Here is a 19,118-nt window from a genome sequence, read left to right on the forward strand (position 1 = left end):
CCCCGCCCCCAGCGCCATCGCCGCCCCCTCGGTCGGTCCTTCACCTTGATCGTATCCCGGCCCTCGGTACGTTCCCACGGACCCCGCGCTATGAGCGGGCCTGCCCGGTCATCTGCCGCGCCTGGTCACGCGTCTGTTCGGTGACCTGCCGTGCCTGGTCGCGTGCCTCCTCGCCGGTGGCCCTGGTCGCCTCCGCGGCGGTGTCGCGCACCTGCTGGACAGCCTCTCTGGCGTCCTCGCCCACACGCTGCGCGGTCTCCTGAACGGCCTGCTTGACCGGCTCGACCATCCCTCCGGCCCGGTCCTTCACCTGCACGGCCGCGCGTTCCTCGGCGGAGGTCTTCGGCAGCAGGCTCGCGGCCAGCAGCCCCGCGCCGAAGGCGATCAGCCCCGCGGCGAGCGGGTTGCCCTGGGTGCTTCGCATGGCCTGCCGAGGCGTGTCGCGTACGGTCTGGGCGGCCTGCTGGGCGCCGTGCCGGACCATCTCGCCCGCCTCGGCCGCGGTCCCGCGGACGGCCTCGCCGGCGTGCGCCGCGGCCTCGCGCATGGTTCCCGCGGCCTCACCGGCCTGGTCGCGAACCGTCTGGGTGGCGTGTGCGGGCACTCCCATCACCTTCTCCCTCACCGACTGCGCCGTCTGGCGCAGACTGTCCGTACGGCGCCGCACGATGCGCGCCGGGCTCGTCCGGTCGGCGAGCCGGTCAACGTCGGCGGCGAGCTCCGCCCGCGTGACCTCGATCTCGGCCCTTATCTCCTCTGGGCTCGCGCCCATCGCACGTCCTCCTTCAGCGTCTCGATGGTCTGCTCGGGCGTGGGGTTCACCTCGCGCATGCGCTCCTTGCCCCGGGCGAACAGCACTCCGCCGATCACCGCCCACACGGCAGCGACGATGAGCGCGGCCCAGGCCAGGTCCATGACGTTGCCGAGCCCGAACACGACGGCCAGCGTGACGAGGAGCGCCACCATGTAACCGGCGAAGCCGGCGCCGCCGAGCATGCCCGCCGCCTTGCCGGCCTTGGCGGCCTCCTGCCGGATCTCGGCCTTGGCGAGCTCCACCTCCTGGCGGAACAGCGTGGACAGGTCCTCGCCGATCTCGCCGACCAGCTTGCCCAGTGAGGGCTCGGCCGGTGGGCTGGGGTAGCTCATCGCGGCCCACCTCCGTTGCCCGGCGTGCCGCGGTGGCCGTCGGTGTACCCGTCCGCGTGGCCGTCGGGACGGCTGTCGGTGCGGCCGTCCCGGATCTCCTCCGACGGGTGGCGCGCGCCGCTCGGGTAGCCGGTCCCGGTGCCGTTTCGCGTTCCGTCATCGGCCCGATATCCGTTGCCGTACGACGGCGAAGGGGTCACACCGGTTCCCGCGCCGTACGCCGGCGGGCGGCTGCCGTACGAGGCGGGTGCGGGCGACCCGGAACCGTATGCGGTGCCGCTTCCGTCACCGGAGGCGGAGCCGTATGCGGCGCCGCTTCCGTCACCGGAGGTGGAGCCGTATGCGGCGCCGCTTCCGTCACCGGAGGCGGAGCCGTATGCGGCGCCGGAGCCGAACCGCCTCGCGTCGCCGTCCGCCGTGACGTTCGTGTGCGGGTCCTCGGCCGAGGCGACGGCCTTGACGACCCGTCCCACGAGGAAGCCCGCCACCGCGGCCCCGGCGAGGAACAGCCCCGGACGGCGGCGAGCGAAGTCCTGCACGTCGCGCACCGCGCCGTGCAGGCCCTTGGTCTCCAGGTAGTCGGCGGCGCGGTGACCCTGCTCCGCGACCTGCTGCACCACACCCCGCATGGGGGAGTCGGGCGTGGCGTTGTCGCCGATCGCCTCGAGTTCGCCGGTCCACTGCCGGATCGCGCCGGCCGCGCGTCTGCTCTGGTGCCGCGCCTGCTCGTCGGTGTGCCTGCGCAGCTGGTGGAGGACGTGCCGGGTCTGCTCCCTGGCCTCGTCGGCCACCGAACGCGCCTGGTCCTTGGCGGTCACGGCCACCTCGCCGGCTGCCGTCCTGGCCTCGTGGGCCGTCTCCTGCGCCGCCTGCCGGACCTGCTGCGCGGTCCCCTGTTGCCCGGATTCCTGCCGTCCGGCCTGCTGCCGGCCGGAGTCCTGCGGCAGCTCGCTTCCTCCCACGTATGTTCGCGTCTCGCTATGGAAGTCGCTCACTGAAGCCTCCTTGGGTCGAAATCGTCCCTGGAGCGGCGAGCTACCCGTGAAGCTCGAACGGACGCACAAATTGCCCAAAAAAGTAAAAATGACCCATTGGCCAGGTCAAGTCCCGTGCGTACCGGCGGTAACGGCCGGGCCATGAGGGTCCGGGCGGTGGGAGACCGGGACCTGCCCGGCGTACGGCTGGGGGTCACTACCTCACTTGAATCGGGGACCGGGAATGTGGAGAGCGCTTTCCCGGAGCCTGGACTTCGTCGGAGCGGCTGTCAAGCCGGATCCGCGACTTCGCCGAAACCCCCCAGCTCACCCGGTGGTTCCCGGCGTAGCGACAGCCGCGCGCGCAATGCTTGGGGGGCGAGAGGGAGGGTCGCCCCTTGACACTCTTCGCCTTCCGCGCCACTCTCTCGTTGGAGAGCGCTCTCCCATCTGTGGCAGCGAGGAGAGCCCTGCTTCCGTGACGCTGCCGGCCACGTGCGGTGACGCCCGCACAGTCCGGCGGCGTCCGTGCCGCGCTGTCGGAAGACGGCGCTGTCGCAGGATCGCGCCGCCGCCCGTGCTGCCGCACAGCCGCACAGCCGCGCTGTCGCGGCGCACGGACCGTTCACCCCCCAGGCCGCCGCCCTCGACGGGCGGGCGGTCGCACCCGCAAGAGTGAGGACACCACACGTGCGCAGACGCAAGCCATATCTCTTCGCCGTCGCCGGAGCCCTCGTGCTCGCCGCGACGGCCTGCGGCGCCGACGACTCCTCGTCCACGGCCGGATCGGCCGGTGGGAGCGCGGCCCAGACGATCACCTACTGGGCGTCGAACCAGGGCACCAGCCTGGAGAACGACAAGGAGGTGCTCGGGCCCGAGCTGGACAGGTTCACCAAGGAGACCGGGATCAAGGTGAACCTGGAGGTCGTCCCCTGGGCCGACCTGCTCAACCGGATCCTCGCCGCCACCACGTCGGGCAAGGGCCCCGATGTCGTCAACATCGGCAACACATGGTCGGCCTCGCTGCAGGCGACCGGGGCGTTCGTGGCGTGGGACGACGCGCTGCTCAAGACGCTCGGCGGCAAGGAGCGCTTCCTCGGCCCCAGCCTCGCCGCGACCGGCGCCCCCGGCCAGCCGCCCACCGCCGTGCCGATCTACGGCATGACGTACGGCCTCTTCTACAACAAGAAGATGTTCAAGGAAGCCGGTATCGACAAGCCGCCGGCCACCTGGGACGAGCTCGTCGCGGACGGCAAGAAGCTCACCAAGGACGGCACGTGGGGGCTCGCCGTGGAGGGCGCGAGCGTCAGCGAGAACGCCCACCACGCCTTCATCTTCGGTCAGCAGCATGGCGCCGATCTGTTCGACGCCTCCGGCAAGCCGCACTTCGACTCCGACCAGGAGGTCGCGGCCATCAAGCAGTACCTCGACCTGCTGGCCGTCCACAAGATCGTCAACCCGAGCAACGCCGAGTACGCCAACGGCACCGAGGCGGTGCAGGACTTCGTCTCGGGCAAGGCCGGCATGCTCATGTGGCAGTCGATCGCCACGCAGCTCAAGCAGGCCGGCTGGAGCGAGGACGACTACGGACTCGCGCCGATCCCGCTGCCCGACCCGTCGCAGGGCGGCAAGCAGGTCAACGCGATGGTCGCCGGCATCAACCTCGCCGTGTTCAAGACGGCCGCCAACAAGGACGGGGCGCTGAAGTTCGCCCAGTTCATGACGTCCAAGCAGACCCAGCAGAACCTCAACAAGGCGTACGGCTCACTGCCGACCGTCACGGACGCCTACGACGACCCGGCGTTCGAGAGCGAGACGATCAAGACGTTCCAGCAGATCCTGTCCACCACGGCCGCGCCGCTGCCGCAGGTTGCGCAGGAGAGCCAGTTCGAGACGCTCGTGGGCAACGCGATGAACCAGTTGTTCGCGGACGCCGCGAGCGGCAAGCCGGTCACCGAGGAGGCCGTCAAGGCCAAGCTGACCGAGGCCAACCAGCAGATGGGCGGCTGAAGCCCCGCTCGTCCCGGCGCCGGGCGGATCCTCCGCCCGGCGCCCCCACGCGCCCCGGACGCCGCTGTCCGCGAGAGCCCGCGGCTGCCAAGCTCCCCTGACCGCGAGAACCACCGCCCTTCCAAGCTCCCGGCTCATGAGAGCCCCGGACCCGCGAAAGCCCCGGCTCGCGGAAGTCCCCGGAATCGCTCTGCCCGCAAGGCCCCCGCCCGCCAGGGCGCGCCCGCCTCGGCGGGCTCGTGCCCGACATCGAGAGGAAATTGATGGTCGTGTCCACCACGTCCCGGTCCGGCGCGGGACGGAGACCCGCGTCTCCTGGTGGCCCTCCGCCTCCGGGTGACCGGCGGCGCGGGATCGCCGATCGCGTCCCCGCGCGGCTGCGCCGCGTCGCCCTGCCCTACCTGCTGATCCTTCCGGCCGTGCTGCTCGAACTGCTCGTCCACCTGGTGCCGATGCTGATCGGCATCGCGATGAGCTTCCTCAAGCTCACCCAGTTCTTCCTGCGCGACTGGTCGGCCGCGCCGTTCGCGGGCCTCGGCAACTACAGCGTCGCCGTCGACGTCGACGGCGCGGTCGGCCGCTCGCTGCTGCACTCGTTCCTCGTCACCGTAGGATTCACCGCGCTCACCGTCGGACTGTCGTGGCTGCTCGGCATCTGCGGCGCGGTGCTCATGCAGGGCTCGTTCCGGGGCCGGGCCGTGCTGCGCGCGCTGTTCCTCGTGCCGTACGCCCTGCCGGTCTACGCCGGGGTGATCACCTGGAGCTTCCTGCTCCAGCGCGACTCGGGGCTCGTCAACCACGTGCTTGTGGACCAGCTGCACCTGTTCGGGGAGCGGCCGTTCTGGCTGATCGGGTCCAACAGCTTCTGGTCCCTCATCGTGGTCTGCGTGTGGCGGTCGTGGCCGTTCGCCTTCCTCGTGCTGATGGCCGGGCTGCAGAACATTCCCGCCGACCTGTACGAGGCGGCCGCGATCGACGGCGCGGGCTGGGGCCGGCGGCTGCGCGCGGTGACGCTGCCCATGCTGCGCCCGATCAACCAGGTGCTCGTGCTCGTGCTGTTCCTGTGGACGTTCAACGACTTCAACACCCCGTACGTGCTGTTCGGCAAATCGGCCCCGCACGAGGCGGACCTGATCTCGATCCACATCTACCAGAGCTCGTTCGTCACCTGGAACTTCGGCTCGGGCTCGGCCATGTCGGTGCTGCTCCTGCTGTTCCTGCTGCTGGTGACCGCCGTGTACCTGGTCGCGACGTCCCGGAGGAGGAGCGATGCGTGAGCCCCGCTGGCTGCCCTGGGCGCGGTGGGCCGGTCTCGGCCTGCTCGGCCTGTTCACCCTGACCCCGCTGTACGTGATGCTGACCTCGGCCATCAAGCCGCTGCGGGACGTGCAGGGGGACTTCCACTGGATCCCCACGACGATCACGCTGCGGCCGTTCGCCGACATGTGGCGGACGGTCCCGCTGGCGCGTTATTTCGCCAACAGCCTGATCGTGGCGTCGGTGGCGGCGCTGGTGTCGGTCCTCATCGCGATCTTCGCGGCGTACGCGATCAGCCGCTTCCGCTTCCCCGGCCGCCGGATCTTCTCGGTCACCGTGCTGTCGACGCAGATGTTCCCCGGCATCCTGTTCCTGCTTCCGCTGTTCATGATCTACGTGAACCTCGGGACCGCGCTCGGAGTCGAGTTGTACGCGAGCCGCACCGGCCTGATCATCACCTATCTGACCTTCTCGCTGCCGTTCTCGATCTGGATGCTGGCCGGGTATTTCGACTCGATTCCCACGGCGCTGGACGAGGCCGCCCAGGTCGACGGCAGCGGCCCGGTCGGGGCCCTGCTGCGGGTCGTCCTGCCCGCCGCCACCCCCGGTATCGTGGCTGTCGCGATCTACGCGTTCATGACGGCGTGGGGGGAGGTGCTGTTCGCCTCGGTCATGACCGACGAGTCGAGCCGGACCCTCGCCGTCGGCCTGCAGGGGTACGCCACGGAGAACGACGTCTACTGGAACCAGATCATGGCGGCCTCCCTGGTCGTCAGCGTCCCCGTGGTGGCGGGGTTCCTGCTGCTGCAGCGCTACCTCGTGCAGGGCCTCACCGCGGGCGCCGTCAAGTGACCCGCCCGTAACCCATCACCCTCGAACCAAGGAGAACCAACGCATGGAGCCGCAGCGCGGCCACGTCCCCGATGTAACCGCTTTCGATGACTTCGTCTGGGGCGTCGCCACCTCGGCCTACCAGATCGAGGGCGCGGCCCTCGAGGACGGCAGGCTGCCCTCGATCTGGGACACCTTCTGCCGGGTGCCCGGGGCGATCGACGGCGGCGATACCGGGGACGTGGCCTGCGACCACTACCACCGGTGGCGCGAGGACGTCGGCCTGCTCGAACGCCTCGGCGTGGACGCCTACCGCTTCTCGGTGGCCTGGCCGCGCGTGGTGCCCGACGGCACGGGCCCGGTCAACCCGCGCGGGCTGGCCTTCTACGACCGTCTCGTGGACGCCCTGCTCGACGCCGGCATCCGTCCGTTCGTGACCCTCTATCACTGGGACCTGCCGCAGGCGTTGCAGGACCGCGGCGGGTGGCCCGAGCGCGACACCGCCCAGCGCTTCGCCGAGTACGCCGCCGTCGTGGCCGAACGGCTCGGCGACCGCGTCACCGACTGGACGACGCTCAACGAGCCGCTGTGCAGCTCCTGGCTCGGGCACCTGGAGGGCTCCATGGCGCCCGGGGTGAGGGACCTGGAGGCCGCCGTCCGCACGTCCTACCACCTCCACCTCGCCCACGGGCTGGCCACGCAGGCCGTACGGGCGGCGGCGCGGCTGACGCCGTCGATCGGGATCGTCAACAACCTCAGCCCGTGCGACCCGGCGACCGACAGCGAGGAGGACCACGCCGCCGCGCGCCGCCTCGACGGGCACGTCAACCGGTGGTGGCTCGACCCGGTCACCGGCCGGGGCTATCCCGAGGACATGATCGCCGTGTACGGCGTCGACCTGCCGATCCGGCCCGGCGACCTGGAGACGATCGCCACGCCGCTCGACTACCTCGGGATCAACTACTACTTCCGGCAGGTGGCCGCGGCCGACCCCGAGGGGCCCGCGCCGTACGCGCGCCAGGTGGAGGTGCCGGGGGCGACGACCACGGCCATGGGCTGGGAGGTCGACGCGGGCGGCCTGGAGCGCCTGCTGCTGCGCGTCACCCGGGAGTACGGCGCGCAGCGCCTGTACGTGACCGAGAGCGGGTCGGCCTGGCCCGACACCGTCGGCCTGGACGGCGCCGTCGACGACCCCGATCGCGTGGCGTACCTGGAGGACCACATCGCGGCCTGCGGGCGGGCGATCGAGCAGGGGGCGCCGGTGGCGGGCTACTTCGCGTGGTCGCTGCTGGACAACTTCGAGTGGGCCTACGGCTATGACAAGCGGTTCGGCCTGGTGCACGTCGACTACGAGACCCAGGCGCGGACGGTCAAGTCGAGCGGGCGCCGCTACGCCGAGATCATCGGCGCGAGCAAGCGGCTGCGGGTGGCCTGAGCGGCGTGAGGCGAGCGGCGCCGGTGGTCCGTCAGGCGGACTCGCGGACCACCAGCGTCGGCTGGACGATGACCGAGGTGACCCGGAAGCCCGGGTCGGCGACGTGCGCCAGCAGCAGGCGGGCCATCTCGGCGGCCATGTCCTCCATCGGCTGGCGCACGGTCGTCAGCGGCGGTCGGCAGGCGGCCGCCGCGCTGTCGTCGAAGCCGACCACCGCGACGTCCTCGGGCACCCGGCGCCCGAGGTCGCGCAGCGCGAGCAGCGCGCCCTGCGCCATGAGGTCGTTGGCGACGAAGACGCCGTCGATGTCCGGGTGCTCCTTGATGAGCCGGTGCATCCCGGCCTCTCCGCTCGCCGGCATGAAGTCGCCCTCCACGGCCGGCACGTACGGGTGGCCGTGGCCGGCCATGGCCTCCTGAAAGCCCGACAACCGGTCCTGGGCCGCGGGCACGTCGAAAGGCCCGCTGATCGTGGCCACCCGGCGGCAGCCGCGCGCCACCAGGTGGTCGGCCGCCAGCGCCGCGCCCGCCCGGTGGGCGAGGTCGACGTAGCTGATCGGGATCGGCCGGGCGGGCCGCGCCCACAGCACGGCGGGCAGCCCGGCGTCCACCAGCAGCTTCGGCAGCGGGTCCTCGCCGTGGGTCGAGACGACCAGGGCGCCGTCGGCGCTGCCCTGCCGGAGGAAGGACACGACGTCGTCGCGGGTCTGCGCCGAGTCCGCCAGCATCAGCACCGGGTGGATGCCCCGCGGCCGCAGGTAGCTCACCACGCCGCTGGCCACCCGGCCGAAGAACGCGTCGGCGAAGACCCGGGACTCGAACGACTCGCCGCCTCTCGCGTCACCCGCGCCGGAGACGACCAGCGCGACCGCTCCCGTACGGCGGGTGACGAGGGACCGGGCGGCCCGGTTCGGCACGTAGCCGGTCGTCGCGATGGCCCGGTGCACGGACTCCTGGATCTCCGGCGCGACGTTGCGAATGCCGTTGATCACGCGCGAGACGGTCGCCCGGGACACCCCCGCCACGCGGGCCACGTCCTCCAGTGTGGGAGCTCCCGATAGCGGCGGAAGGTCGCTGCTCATGCAGCCATTTATAGCATGGGACGGAGAGCGCTCTCCGCGCCCGATTGCAGGGGTGACGCCGATCCGGTCACCGGCGTGCGGCATGCGATGATCGGGCACGCGCCCGCCGTTCTGTACGGATGCCCACCGCTCCTGGACGGGCGAGGCGAACGCCGCCCCGCGTGGCCGGGCGCCCGGCCGCCCGCACTGGACCGATCGTGAGGAACGACAGGAATGCCCGATCACCTGGCACTTCGACCCGTCACCGAAGCCGACCTGGACGCCTTCGACGCGGCCTTCCAGAGCGAGAGCGGAGCCACTTCGTACCAGTGGTTCGGATTCACCCCGACCGTCGCGCTGCGGGAGGCCCTGCGCGCCCGCGGGCTCCTGGCCGGAGCCGACAACATGCTCGCCGTCACGGTGGACGGCGAGCTCACCGGGCGGGTCGAGTGGCTGGAGCGGCGCTGGGGCCGCCGTGACACGTCGCTGTGCTGGGAGATCGCCGTCGGCCTGCTGCCGGACTGGCGAGGCAGGGGGATCGGGACCCGGGCCCAGCGGGAGCTCGTCCGCTACCTGTTCACCCACACCCGGGTGGAACGCGTCCAGGCGACCACCGACCCGGAGAACACGGCCGAGATACGGTGCCTGGAGAAGATCGGGTTCCGGCTCGAAGGCGTGGTCCGGCGCGCCCAGTGGCGCGGCGGGCGCTGGCACGACCAGCTCCTGTTCTCCATCCTGCGGGACGAGTTCGACCTCACGTCCGGATGAGTCCGGAAATTCGCTGCGAGGAAGGCGCGGCGGCGGGCAGGATGAGGCATGCCCATCGACGATCTTCCTGGTGCCATCCGGCTTCCCGACGGCACCGCGGTGCGGGGCCGCGGCCTCAGACGTCCCACGCCGCCGGGCGTTCTGCCCGACCACGGCCTCTACCTGGGCAGCCGACGGCTCAGGCACAAGCATGACCACGGCCTCACCTGGCCGCACGAGTGGATCGACTGGCCCGACTTCCTCCTGCCACGCGACCCGGAGCACGCGATCGGCCGCATCCGGGCGCTGCACGCGCACGCGCGCGCCGGCCGCCGGGTGGAGGTCGCCTGCGGCGGAGGAGTCGGGCGCACCGGCACGGTGATCGCCTGCCTGGCCATCCTGTCGGGCCTGCCCGCCGACCGGGCCGTCGCCTGGACCCGGGCCGAATATCACCCGCGAGCCGTGGAGACGCCCTGGCAGCGCCGCTGGGTGCTGCGTTTCCCTTCGTCCTGACCGTCGCGCGCGGCGAAGGACACCGGCCGGCGGTTCACCAGACCGAGCCGGGCACGCCCGATCACGACGCGATACTGCCGCTCGAAACGGGATCGGGCACGGCCTCAGCTCGGATCCAGCGAGTGCGGCGGCGCCCGGCCTCGTGCGCCCGTACGGGAGGGCCGGTGCCAGGCGTCCTGAAACCTGTGTGGTTGGGTGCCTTTGTGCTTTTGGACGTGCTGGGACTGGCCGCGGTCGGCTTGGTCGCGGGAGTGGCCAGCACAGTGGTGAGCCTGGCCTCGATCGTGTCGTACCCCGCGCTGCTGGCCTTCGGCCTGCCGCCGCTGACCGCGAACGTCACCAACACGGTCGCGCTGTTGTTCACCGGTGTGGGAGCGGCGGCCGGCTCCCGGCCCGAACTCGCGGGTCAGAAGCCTCTCATCGGCCGCCTCGGCCTCGCCACCGCGCTGGGCGGGGCGACGGGCGCGGCGCTGCTGCTGGTCACGCCGTCGCGGACGTTCGAGGCGGTCGCCCCGTGGCTGATCGCGGGCGCCTCACTGCTGCTGTTGTTGCGCCCGCCCCGCCCGGGACGGGTGCGTCTCGGCGGGGAGAACGGCCTGGCCCTGCGCGTGGGCGTCTTCTGCGTCGCCGTCTACACCGGCTACTTCGGCGCCGCCGGCGGCATCATGATGTTCGCCGTGCTCGCCGCCGCGCTCGACCGCCCGGCGGCCGGCGTCAACGCGGTCAAGAACGTCATAGGAGCGTTCGCCAACGCCGTCGCGGCCGTGTGGTTCGCCCTGTTCGGCCCGGTCGACTGGGCGGCGGTGGCTCCACTGGCCGTGGGGTTCCTCGTGGGCGGCTGGCTCGGCCCGGCGGTCGCGCGCCGCCTCCCGGGCGAGACGCTGCGCCTCGCCGCGGCCCTCTGCGGTCTCGCGGTCGCGGTCAAGCTCGGCTTCGACGTCTACCGCGGCGGCTGAGCGGAGGAGCCGCCGCGGGGAACCTCCGCCGCGGCCACGGCCTCGGCGTGCCGGGCGCGCAGGCGCTCCCGGATCTCCTCCGGCGTGTACGCACGCCGCCGGCGCTCGGCCCGTGCGAGCACCACACCGGTCGCCGCGACACCCGCGAAGGCCGCCAGACCGAGTATCTTCCACCAGCGCATGTGCCTAGGCTACTGCCGTGGCTCATACGCGGATAAGCCTCGACAAGGCGCTCGAACTGGCCCGTACCGGCGACGTCTGGGTGTTCCGCGGACGCAGTGTCCCGGACCGCGCCATCCAGGTCACCACCAACAGCCCGGTCAACCACGTCGGCATGGCCGTCGTCATCGAAGACCTGCCGCCGCTCATGTGGCACGCCGAACTCGGCCGGTCGCTGCCCGACATGTGGTCGGGCACCCACCAGCGCGGCGTCCAGCTGCACGACATGCGCGACGCGGTCTGCGTCTGGGCGGCCAGGTACGGCCAGCGTGCCTGGCTGCGGCAGTTGGAGCCGTCCGCCGGCAGGGAGATGGAGGACGCCGTCCTGCGGACGATCGCGCGGCTGGACGGCACGCCGTTCCCGTCCACGGCCCGCCTGGCCGGGCGCTGGGTGCGCGGGCGGCTGCCCTCGCTCCGGCGCGGAGCGTGGGACGGCGAGCGGACCGGCGAGCGGTCCCGTGGGCGGGATGGCGAGCGGGACGGTGCGCCGGACCGTGCACTGGACCGTGCGCTGGAGACGGCCTACTGCGCGGAGGTCGTCGCCGTGACCTACGAGGCGATGGGTCTGCTGCCCGCAGGGCGCCGCCCGAACTGGTACGACCCCGGGAGGTTCTGGAGCGGCGACAACCTCGTTCTCAGCGGGGGACGCCGGCTGGGCGGCGAGATCGCGGTCGACGTCCCCGGCGGCGAGGCGCCCTGAGAAGACATCGGGAGGACCGGTGACACCTACTCGCCGGTACGTGCTCGCTCCGAAAGTTTTGCCGCGGCGGTCAACCTAGCGCCGCCGAGGCGCGTCAGGTGTAGGCACCGTTCGTCCAGACCCGGAGGGCAGAGCCCCATGCCTACTCCTGAGATGAGACGCGAGGATCTCGCCGGAAGTCCCGACCGAGAGCGGCTGGCGCGCCTCGCGCTCGACGCCATACGCCGCCAGGGCCCAGAGGCGGTGCAGGAGGAGACGCTCCGCATGAAGTCCGAGTTGTTCCGGTTGTACGGCTGGGAGGGGTACCAGCGGGTCATCGCCAAGATGGAGAGCGACCTGGCGCGGCTGCACGAGTCCCGCTGAAGCACGCACCGCGGCACTCACCGCGCGGCACTCACCGCGCGGCACCGCCGAGCGTCAGGGCTGGAGATCACCACGGCTGAGCACCGCTGAGGTGTCAGCGCCGTGAGTCACCCGGAGGAGACGGCGGTCAGGTGCCGTCCGAGCCACTCGGTCACCCGCCTCACGAACATGGTCCGGTTGGCTCGCCGCCGGATCTCGTGCCCCTCGTCCTCGAACAGCAGCAGTTCGCAGGGCACCCCCCGGGCCCGTGCCGCGCGGACGACCTGCTCGGCCTCGTACACCGGGACGTTGGTGTCCCGCGCGCCGTGCACCACGAGCAGGGGAGCCGTCAGGCGGTCGAAGGCGTGCAGAGGTGACAGGGCGTGCAGCAGGTCGCGGTCGGTCTCCGGATGGCCGTACTCGCTCACGGCGGCCGCCGCGATCCACGGCTCCGTGCGCTCGTAGAAGGTGGCGAAGTCGGCCATCCCGCACACGTCCACTCCGGCGCGGAAGAGCCGCGGATACGTGACGAGCGCGGCCAGCGTGAGGTAGCCGCCGTACGACCAGCCCATGCAGGCCAGCCTGGCGGGGTCGGCGAGCCCTGCCCGCACCAGGTAGGCGGCGCAGTCGGCCACGTCGTCGATGGCGTGGAAGCGCAGCGCGTGGTTGTCGGCGTCACGGAAGGCGCGGCCGAACCCGGCCGACCCGCGCACGTTCGGCGCGAACACGCCGATGCCGGCGGCCACCAGGCACTGGTACAGCGGGGTGAACGCCGGTCGCTCCTGGTCCTCGGGCCCGCCGTGCAGGAAGATCGCGTACGGCGCCGGGCCCAGGACGCCGGGTGGCCGGTAGAGCCACCCGCTGAGCTCCAGCGCATCGCGGGCCGGGACACGCACGAGTTCGGCGTCCACGGCCCCGGCGATCCGGGCCGTTCCGGCGACCGGCAGGTATCGGCCCTCGTCCAGGTCGCAGAGCACGACGTGCGACGGCTGGGCCGGTCCCTCGACGGCCAGCGCGGCCATCCGGCCGTCCGGCGACAGCCTGACGGAGGAGACGACCTCACCGGGCGGAGCGGGGAGCGGGCGCCGCACCCACCCGGAGCCGCCGCCGAACCCCGCGCCGGGCCGCGCACGGGACTGCGCATCGAACTCGGCACCGGACTGCGCACCGGACTCCGCGCCGGGCCGCGCCCCGGACTCGGCACCGAATTCCGCACCGGACTGCGCGCCGGATTCGGCAGCTTCGCCGTCGATTCCACCACCGACCGTGCCCGTGTCCCCGACGCCCCCGGCGCATGTGGCGCCCGTGGAGGGCTCTGAGGCCCCGCGCCCAGGGTTCACAGGGTCGGTGTCCGCACGCACGGCGTTGCGGGCACCGCCGCCGGTGTCGTTGCCCGTCTCCAGCATCTCCAGTTCCGAGCGTCCCGCCGCGTTCCACACCAGCACCAGGCGACGGCCGTCCACGCTGAGCGCGAAGCGGTCCAGCTCGGCGTCCGGACGCTCGGCCACCACGACCGTCAGGCCCTCCCGGGCCCCGGCGAGCGGTCCGGCGAGCGGTCGGCCGCCCTGTCGGCCGCCCAGTCCGCAGGTCAGCCCGTCAACCGGCACGGCGACCAGCGCGGCACGGTCGCGGCCCGCGTCGGTCAGCAGGTAGGCGGTCGCCCCGCCGGGGGAGAGCACGCCGTGCTCGGTCGAGCCGGGCAGGCCCGCGAGCAGCGACCGCTCGGTGACGCCCTCGGACAGTCCTGCGCCCCCGGACAACCCCGCGCCCCCGGACAGGCCCGCGCCTCCCGGGAGGTGCGGGCCGTCCGGGGAGAGGTCCTTGACGTACATGCGCCGGACTCCGCGCGGGCCGTGCCGCAGCAGCACCCTCGCGTGGTCGCGGCTGACCGACTCCGGGAGCAGCAGCGGTCCGGCGGCGACCGTTTCACGGCTCCCGGTGGCCGCGTCGATCAGCAGGGCCTCGGTCAGCCCGGACGCCGAGACCTCGGCGACCAGGAGCAGGTCGCCCCGGCCGGTCCAGTCGACGAACCACGCCGATCCGCCCTCGGGCGCGGCCAGCGGGCGTAGGCCGCCGCCGTCGGCGCGGACCGTCCAGACCTGCGTGTGCTCGCCGCCGCCCGGCGCCACGAGCACGGCCAGCCGGCCCCCGGCCGGCGACCAGCTCACGTCCGTGACCGGCTCGGGCCCGGTGCCGACGACCCGCGCCCGCCCGCCCGGCCGCAGCGGCTCGACCCAGACCCGTGGCACGCCGTCGCGGTCGCTGACGTACGCGACGGCCCGGTGGTCCGGGGCCAGTGCGGGCGCCCAGCAGCCCCAGGCGCCGAGGACGTGCTCCGCCATTAGATCCCTTGCGCCTGCAGCCACATCTCCAGCAGCCCGAGCTGCCACAGCATGTTGACCCCTGTCGTGGTGCGGTCGGCCTGGGGGTTGTCCAGCAGCTTCCCGACGTACGCCGGGTCGAACAGGCCGCGGGAGCGCGCGGCGGGCGCGGTGAGCGCGTCGCGCACCAGATCGAGGAACGGCCCGTCGATGTGCCGGATCGCGGGCACCGGGAAGTATCCCTTCGGCCGGTCGACGACCTCGCGCGGCAGCAGCGCCCGGGAGGCCTCCTTCAGGATGCCCTTGCCGCCCTCGGCGAGCTTCAGCTCCGGCGGGCACGCCGCCGCGAGTTCGACCAGCTCGTGGTCGAGGAACGGCGTGCGTGCCTCCAGACCGTGGGCCATCGTCATGTTGTCCACCCGCTTGACCGGATCGTCGGCGAGCATCAGCCGGGTCTCCAGGCGCAACACCGCGTCGAGCGCGGTCTCGGCGCCAGGCCGGTCGAGGTGACGGCGGACGAGGTCGGCACTCACGTCCTCCTCGACCAGATGGTCCGGTGCGACGATGCCGGCGAGGTCCTCGTGCGGCCGGTCGAAGAACTCCCTGGCGTACGTCGCGAAGGCCTCCTCGCGTGGCACGGCGGCGAGCGGGGGGAACCAGCGGTATCCGGCGAACACCTCGTCGGCGCCCTGCCCGGACTGCACCACCTTGACGTGCCTGGCCACCTCCCCGGACAGCAGGTGGAAGGCGACGCAGTCGTGGCTGACCATCGGCTCGCTCATGGCCCGCACCGCCTCCGGCAGGCCGGAAAGCAGGCGGGAGTCCTCGATGAGGATGCGGTGATGGTCGGTGCCGAACCGTTCGGCGACCAGGTCGGAGTAGCGGAACTCGTCTCCGGCGTCGCCGCCCGCGGCGTGGAACCCGATGCTGAACGTCGACAGGTCCCGCTGCCCCTCCTCGGCCAGCAGCGCCACGATGACGCTGGAGTCCAGGCCGCCCGACAGCAGCACGCCCACGGGCACGTCCGCGACCATGCGCCTGCGGACGGCGGCGCGCAGCCGGTCGAGCACGGCCTCGCGCCAGTCGTGCGCGTCCATCCCCTCGTACTGCCGCAGCCGGGTGAAGGGCGGGTCCCAGTAGACCGTGTCGCGGGACGTCCCGTCGGCCTCGACCGTGCGTACGGTCGCCGGGGGCAGCTTGCGCACACCGGTGAGGATCGTGCGATCGCCGGGCACCAGCGAATGGAAGGTCATGTAGTGGTGCAGCGCGACCGAATCGACGTCGGTGCTCACCTCGCCCCCGGCGAGCAGCGCCGGCAGGGTGGAGGCGAAGCGCAGCCGCCGCCCGTCCCCGGACACGTACATCGGCTTGATGCCGAGCCGGTCGCGGGCGAGCGTGAGCCGTCCCGTCGCCGTTTCGAACACGGCGAATGCGAACATGCCCGCGAAGCGGCGCACGCAGTCGGGTCCCCAGTGGTGGAACGCCTTGACCAGGACCTCGGTGTCGGAGCCGGAGAAGAAGTGGTACCCCTCGGCCCGCAGCTCCTCGCGCAGCTCACGGTAGTTGTAGAGACAGCCGTTGAAGACCGCGGCCAGGCCGAGGGAGGAATCCGCCATCGGCTGGGCCGCCTTGTCCGACAGGTCGATGATCTTCAGGCGCCGGTGGCCGAGGGCGACCGGGCCCTGTGACCACAGGCCCGACCCGTCCGGGCCGCGATCGTGCATCGCGTCGGTCATCCGGCCCACCGCGCCGATGTCGGCGCGCCGGCCGTCGAACCGGATCTCGCCGGTCAGTCCGCACATGTCCTACCTCCCGGCCGCCGCGAGTCGCCGGTTCCCGGACCTCGTCTCCTCCAGCAGGAGGTCCACCACGTCGGTCAGCCGGCCGCCGCGCCGGAACGCCTCGCGCTGCCGCGCGGCCGACCCGCCGTCCGCCAGCGTCCGCCCGGCCAGCGACGAGACGAGCGCCCAGTCGCCGGACTCCTCCAGCTGCGGCCGCAGCTCCTCCAGCATCCGGCCGACGACCGTACGGGCCGGCCTGGGCACGCCCTCGACGGGGTCGATCAGCTCGCCGTCGAGCCCCGAACGGGCCGCCCGCCAGGAGGCCGCCCGCACGAGCTCCGTACGCACGGGCTCCTCGGTTGCGGGGGGCGGGCCGCCGGCGGCGAGGGCGTCCAGCTCCCGCCGTACGAGCGCGCGGAACAGCCCGGCGATCAGCACGATGTCGTCCACCCGGGGCAGGCGTCGCACACCCGCAGCTCGACGGTGGGCACGTGCGCCGACGGCCGGACGTCGAAGTAGAGCATCCCGGGATCGCTGATGACCCCCGACCGCACGAGCTCGTCCACCATCGCGTCGTACTCCTCGGCCGACTCGAAGTGCTCCACAGGCCCGGCGGTCGGCCAGCGCTGCCACACCATCGACCGGAAACTCGCGTAACCGGTGTCGGCTCCCATCCAGTACGGCGAGCTGCAGCTCAGCGCCAGCAGCGGCGGCAGCCAGGGGGCCAGCCGGTGCGTGACGGCCACCGCGAGGTCGCGGTCGCGCACCTCGGCGTGTACCTGGGTGCCGCAGATGAGCTGCTCACGGGCGAGCGCCTGGTAGTCCGCCAGCATCTGCTCGTAGCGCGGGTCCGGGGAGATCTTCATCGTCTCGGCGTCGACCAGCGGGACCGCCCCCGCGGCGACCACGCCCAGGCCGAGGCCGTCCGCCGCCGCGACCGCTTCGGCCCGCAGCCCGGTGAGCTCACGCGAGAGGTCCTCCAGCCGCGTGCACGGGCGGGTGTTGGCCTCCACGACCGAGCGTTGCAACTCCTGCGTGAACCGATCGGGTGGCAACTGCTGGAGGAGCAGACCGGCGCGCGGGACGAGCTGCCGGGTTTCCAGGTCCACGACATGGAACTCCTCTTCGACGCCGACCGCCATATCCCGCGCCAACTCCGTCATATGGTCGCTCCCCAGGCTGATGAGTGCTTTCGTGTCCTCTGCCCCGAAAGTCGGCTTACGCACGTCTCTGGTTTCGCATGGTGATGAAAGTTACAGGCCCTCACCGGAGGGTCGCCCAGCTCACCGGCTCGCCGACGAGGGCCGCCCTGACCCGACCCTTGACGGAGGAGGGCTTCGCCGCCACGATCGCCGCGTTCCGAGCCGACCGTGAGCGCAGGGAGCCCGATGAACGGCCGCAGCCTTTCCTTCCGACGCCGCATCTGGGCGGCCGCCGTCGCCGCGGTGCTGCTGACCGCCTGGCCCGCCGCCACGCCGGCCGGGGCGGTCGACGACCCGCCCGCGCCGGTGACCGGCAGCGCGACCTATTTCGACGGCCTCGGCTCACCGTACGGCGGTTGCGGCATGCCGCAGTCCGAGCTGGACTCGCAGGACTTCGTCGCGCTCAACGTGTACGACACACCGGGTGACTACTCCTTCTACCCCCGGCCGCTGACCGGTGCGAACGCTTCAAAAGCGGGGCTGTGGAACAACGGCCTCAACTGCGGCCGGTACGTGAAGGTCACCGTCTCCGACTACTGCACCGGCGTGAACGACGGCGCGCCCGGCCAGGCGTTCTGCCGCAACGGCTCGTGGGTCTCCGACGCCTACAACGGCGCCACGCTCACCATGATCGTCGCCGACAGCTGCGGCGACTCCAACGGCTGGTGCCGCGACGACCGGTATCACCTGGACCTGTCGAAGCCCTCGCTCAACAGGTTCGTCAAAAACGGGGCGCCGGTCGGGGACATGTACCCGAACCACTGGAACAACCGCCACCTGACGTGGTCGTTCGTCCCGGCGCCCGGCTACAGCGGCGACATCAGGATCGGCTTCATGAAGGGCGCGCAGGCGTGGTGGCCCGCCATCGCGGTCTCCCACCTGCCCAACGGCATCCACGGAGTGGAGTACTACGCCGACGGCGCCTGGAAGCAGGCCCAGATGAACTCCGACATGGGCCAGTCGTACATCATCGGCGGGCTCACACAGGGCGCGACCCGGTTCCAGATCCGGGTGCGTGACGCGTCCGACGCGCTGGTGAACGGTGGCCGCGTCTACAGCTTCGCCCTGCCCGCGTCCTGCGGATCGCAGTGCGGCGCCGACTACACGGAGGCGAGTTACACCACGACGACGCCCAGCGGGTCGCCCTCGCCCTCGCCGTCCGCCTCGCCGTCGGTCTCTCCGTCCGTCTCGCCGTCGGCGTCGCCGTCCGTCTCACCGTCGGCCTCGCCCAGCCCCAGCCCGTCCCCCTCGGCGAACCCCGGCAACTGCCAGGTGACCTATCAGGTGGCCAGCTCCTGGCAGGGCGGGTTCACGACGAACGTCACGGTCAAGAACGCCGGCACCGCGGCCTTGTCCGACTGGACGGTCACCTGGGACATGCCGTCCGGAGTGAGCCTCGTCAGCGGCTGGAGCGCGACCGTGACCTCCAGCGGCACGCGCTGGACGGCGAAGGCGCCCTCGTGGGCGAGGAACCTCGCGCCCGGCGCGTCGGCGAGCTTCGGCTTCCAGGCGTCCGGCCCCTCCTCTCCGGGAGCGAGCGGATTCACCTGCTCCTGACATCCGCCTGCTCCCGACTCTCCGATCTGCTCCTGCCGCTCCGGTCTGCGTCCTGACCGTCCAGTCC

At 72.3% G+C, this 19,118-nt stretch carries 19 protein-coding genes; 10 read left to right on the top strand and 9 right to left on the bottom strand.

Going from position 1 to position 19,118, the window contains the following annotated elements; all coding sequences use genetic code 11:
* Positions 1-88: 88 nt before the first annotated feature.
* The 3 genes from AB0O28_RS34775 to AB0O28_RS34785 are packed head-to-tail and all read right to left on the bottom strand — an operon-like array spanning position 89 to position 2,141.
* A complete protein-coding gene (locus AB0O28_RS34775) occupies positions 89-772 on the bottom strand; it encodes a DUF3618 domain-containing protein (RefSeq protein WP_363646822.1) in 684 nt (227 codons plus the stop codon).
* Entirely contained in the window at positions 748-1,146 is a 399-nt protein-coding gene (locus AB0O28_RS34780) for a phage holin family protein (RefSeq protein ID WP_079319590.1), read from the bottom strand. Before AB0O28_RS34780 ends, AB0O28_RS34775 begins: the two co-directional genes overlap by 25 nt.
* The gene (locus AB0O28_RS34785) at positions 1,143-2,141 is read right to left on the bottom strand and encodes a hypothetical protein (protein ID WP_363646824.1); all 999 of its coding nucleotides are present in this window, start codon (positions 2,139-2,141) and stop codon (positions 1,143-1,145) included. Before AB0O28_RS34785 ends, AB0O28_RS34780 begins: the two co-directional genes overlap by 4 nt.
* Before the next feature lie 669 nt (positions 2,142-2,810).
* On the opposite strand from AB0O28_RS34785, the gene AB0O28_RS34790 reads away from it, so the two are divergent.
* The 4 genes from AB0O28_RS34790 (at position 2,811) to AB0O28_RS34805 (ending at position 7,653) form a co-directional block, all read left to right on the top strand.
* Complete coding sequence (locus tag AB0O28_RS34790) at positions 2,811-4,130, top strand: extracellular solute-binding protein (protein ID WP_363646825.1); 1,320 nt, start codon at positions 2,811-2,813, stop codon at positions 4,128-4,130.
* A gap of 269 nt (positions 4,131-4,399) precedes the next feature.
* Positions 4,400-5,407, top strand: a complete 1,008-nt coding sequence (locus AB0O28_RS34795) for a sugar ABC transporter permease (protein WP_363646826.1) — start codon at positions 4,400-4,402, stop codon at positions 5,405-5,407.
* Positions 5,400-6,239, top strand: a complete 840-nt coding sequence (locus AB0O28_RS34800; RefSeq protein ID WP_363646827.1) for a carbohydrate ABC transporter permease — start codon at positions 5,400-5,402, stop codon at positions 6,237-6,239. The genes AB0O28_RS34795 and AB0O28_RS34800 overlap by 8 nt, the downstream gene beginning before the upstream one ends.
* Before the next feature lie 43 nt (positions 6,240-6,282).
* Positions 6,283-7,653 carry a GH1 family beta-glucosidase gene (locus AB0O28_RS34805; RefSeq protein WP_363646828.1) on the top strand — a complete coding sequence of 457 codons (1,371 nt, stop codon included), beginning with the start codon at positions 6,283-6,285 and terminating at the stop codon, positions 7,651-7,653.
* 31 nt (positions 7,654-7,684) lie between these two features.
* Here the strand turns inward: AB0O28_RS34805 and AB0O28_RS34810 are convergent, their stop codons facing one another.
* The gene (locus AB0O28_RS34810; protein ID WP_363646829.1) at positions 7,685-8,734 is read right to left on the bottom strand and encodes a LacI family DNA-binding transcriptional regulator; all 1,050 of its coding nucleotides are present in this window, start codon (positions 8,732-8,734) and stop codon (positions 7,685-7,687) included.
* Between the two features lie 213 nt (positions 8,735-8,947).
* Here AB0O28_RS34810 and AB0O28_RS34815 point away from each other — a divergent pair, with 213 nt between their 5' ends.
* The 3 genes from AB0O28_RS34815 to AB0O28_RS34825 all read left to right on the top strand — a co-directional run bounded on the left by AB0O28_RS34815 (position 8,948) and on the right by AB0O28_RS34825 (position 10,929).
* On the top strand, positions 8,948-9,481 hold the full coding sequence (locus AB0O28_RS34815; RefSeq protein ID WP_363646830.1) for a GNAT family protein: 534 nt from the start codon (positions 8,948-8,950) through the stop codon (positions 9,479-9,481).
* A 48-nt stretch (positions 9,482-9,529) separates the two neighbouring features.
* Positions 9,530-9,973, top strand: a complete 444-nt coding sequence (locus tag AB0O28_RS34820; protein WP_363646831.1) for a protein-tyrosine phosphatase family protein — start codon at positions 9,530-9,532, stop codon at positions 9,971-9,973.
* Between the two features lie 203 nt (positions 9,974-10,176).
* A complete protein-coding gene (locus AB0O28_RS34825) occupies positions 10,177-10,929 on the top strand; it encodes a sulfite exporter TauE/SafE family protein (protein ID WP_363646832.1) in 753 nt (250 codons plus the stop codon).
* Here AB0O28_RS34825 and AB0O28_RS34830 read toward each other — a convergent pair.
* The gene (locus AB0O28_RS34830) at positions 10,914-11,111 is read right to left on the bottom strand and encodes a hypothetical protein (RefSeq protein WP_363646879.1); all 198 of its coding nucleotides are present in this window, start codon (positions 11,109-11,111) and stop codon (positions 10,914-10,916) included. The genes AB0O28_RS34825 and AB0O28_RS34830 overlap by 16 nt on opposite strands.
* Positions 11,112-11,128: 17 nt before the next feature.
* Between AB0O28_RS34830 and AB0O28_RS34835 the strand changes: the two genes are divergently transcribed.
* Complete coding sequence (locus AB0O28_RS34835; protein ID WP_363646833.1) at positions 11,129-11,848, top strand: hypothetical protein; 720 nt, start codon at positions 11,129-11,131, stop codon at positions 11,846-11,848.
* Positions 11,849-12,001: 153 nt separating this feature from the next.
* Positions 12,002-12,211 (top strand): hypothetical protein, encoded by a 210-nt coding sequence (locus tag AB0O28_RS34840; protein ID WP_363646834.1) that lies wholly within the window; start codon positions 12,002-12,004, stop codon positions 12,209-12,211.
* Positions 12,212-12,318: 107 nt separating this feature from the next.
* Here AB0O28_RS34840 and AB0O28_RS34845 read toward each other — a convergent pair whose 3' ends face one another.
* From AB0O28_RS34845 to AB0O28_RS34860, 4 genes are read right to left on the bottom strand one after another with little or no spacing between them, the layout of a single operon-like run.
* The gene (locus AB0O28_RS34845) at positions 12,319-14,532 is read right to left on the bottom strand and encodes a prolyl oligopeptidase family serine peptidase (protein ID WP_363646835.1); all 2,214 of its coding nucleotides are present in this window, start codon (positions 14,530-14,532) and stop codon (positions 12,319-12,321) included.
* Positions 14,532-16,313 (bottom strand): N-acetylglutaminylglutamine amidotransferase, encoded by a 1,782-nt coding sequence (locus AB0O28_RS34850; RefSeq protein ID WP_363646836.1) that lies wholly within the window; start codon positions 16,311-16,313, stop codon positions 14,532-14,534. Before AB0O28_RS34850 ends, AB0O28_RS34845 begins: the two co-directional genes overlap by 1 nt.
* A 3-nt stretch (positions 16,314-16,316) precedes the next feature.
* Entirely contained in the window at positions 16,317-16,760 is a 444-nt protein-coding gene (locus tag AB0O28_RS34855; RefSeq protein ID WP_363646837.1) for a hypothetical protein, read from the bottom strand.
* Complete coding sequence (locus AB0O28_RS34860) at positions 16,724-17,455, bottom strand: YbdK family carboxylate-amine ligase (RefSeq protein WP_363646838.1); 732 nt, start codon at positions 17,453-17,455, stop codon at positions 16,724-16,726. The genes AB0O28_RS34855 and AB0O28_RS34860 overlap by 37 nt, the downstream gene beginning before the upstream one ends.
* Before the next feature lie 225 nt (positions 17,456-17,680).
* Here AB0O28_RS34860 and AB0O28_RS34865 point away from each other — a divergent pair, with 225 nt between their 5' ends.
* The gene (locus AB0O28_RS34865) at positions 17,681-19,051 is read left to right on the top strand and encodes a cellulose binding domain-containing protein (protein WP_363646839.1); all 1,371 of its coding nucleotides are present in this window, start codon (positions 17,681-17,683) and stop codon (positions 19,049-19,051) included.
* The last annotated feature ends 67 nt before the right edge of the window (positions 19,052-19,118 follow it).

Source organism: Microbispora sp. NPDC088329 (assembly GCF_040685655.1).
GTDB lineage: Bacteria > Actinomycetota > Actinomycetes > Streptosporangiales > Streptosporangiaceae > Microbispora.

What these genes read in the sequence shown, in the direction of transcription:
- AB0O28_RS34860 (WP_363646838.1), bottom strand. Translation starts at nt 17,455, where the DNA reads ATGACGGAGTTGGCGCGGGATATGGCGGTCGGCGTCGAAGAGGAGTTC.
- AB0O28_RS34815 (WP_363646830.1), top strand. Translation starts at nt 8,948, where the DNA reads ATGCCCGATCACCTGGCACTTCGACCCGTCACCGAAGCCGACCTGGAC.
- AB0O28_RS34840 (WP_363646834.1), top strand. Translation starts at nt 12,002, where the DNA reads ATGAGACGCGAGGATCTCGCCGGAAGTCCCGACCGAGAGCGGCTGGCG.
- AB0O28_RS34810 (WP_363646829.1), bottom strand. Translation starts at nt 8,734, where the DNA reads ATGAGCAGCGACCTTCCGCCGCTATCGGGAGCTCCCACACTGGAGGAC.
- AB0O28_RS34850 (WP_363646836.1), bottom strand. Translation starts at nt 16,313, where the DNA reads ATGTGCGGACTGACCGGCGAGATCCGGTTCGACGGCCGGCGCGCCGAC.
- AB0O28_RS34865 (WP_363646839.1), top strand. Translation starts at nt 17,681, where the DNA reads ATGAACGGCCGCAGCCTTTCCTTCCGACGCCGCATCTGGGCGGCCGCC.
- AB0O28_RS34775 (WP_363646822.1), bottom strand. Translation starts at nt 772, where the DNA reads ATGGGCGCGAGCCCAGAGGAGATAAGGGCCGAGATCGAGGTCACGCGG.
- AB0O28_RS34820 (WP_363646831.1), top strand. Translation starts at nt 9,530, where the DNA reads ATGCCCATCGACGATCTTCCTGGTGCCATCCGGCTTCCCGACGGCACC.
- AB0O28_RS34780 (WP_079319590.1), bottom strand. Translation starts at nt 1,146, where the DNA reads ATGAGCTACCCCAGCCCACCGGCCGAGCCCTCACTGGGCAAGCTGGTC.
- AB0O28_RS34845 (WP_363646835.1), bottom strand. Translation starts at nt 14,532, where the DNA reads ATGGCGGAGCACGTCCTCGGCGCCTGGGGCTGCTGGGCGCCCGCACTG.
- AB0O28_RS34805 (WP_363646828.1), top strand. Translation starts at nt 6,283, where the DNA reads ATGGAGCCGCAGCGCGGCCACGTCCCCGATGTAACCGCTTTCGATGAC.
- AB0O28_RS34800 (WP_363646827.1), top strand. Translation starts at nt 5,400, where the DNA reads ATGCGTGAGCCCCGCTGGCTGCCCTGGGCGCGGTGGGCCGGTCTCGGC.
- AB0O28_RS34830 (WP_363646879.1), bottom strand. Translation starts at nt 11,111, where the DNA reads ATGCGCTGGTGGAAGATACTCGGTCTGGCGGCCTTCGCGGGTGTCGCG.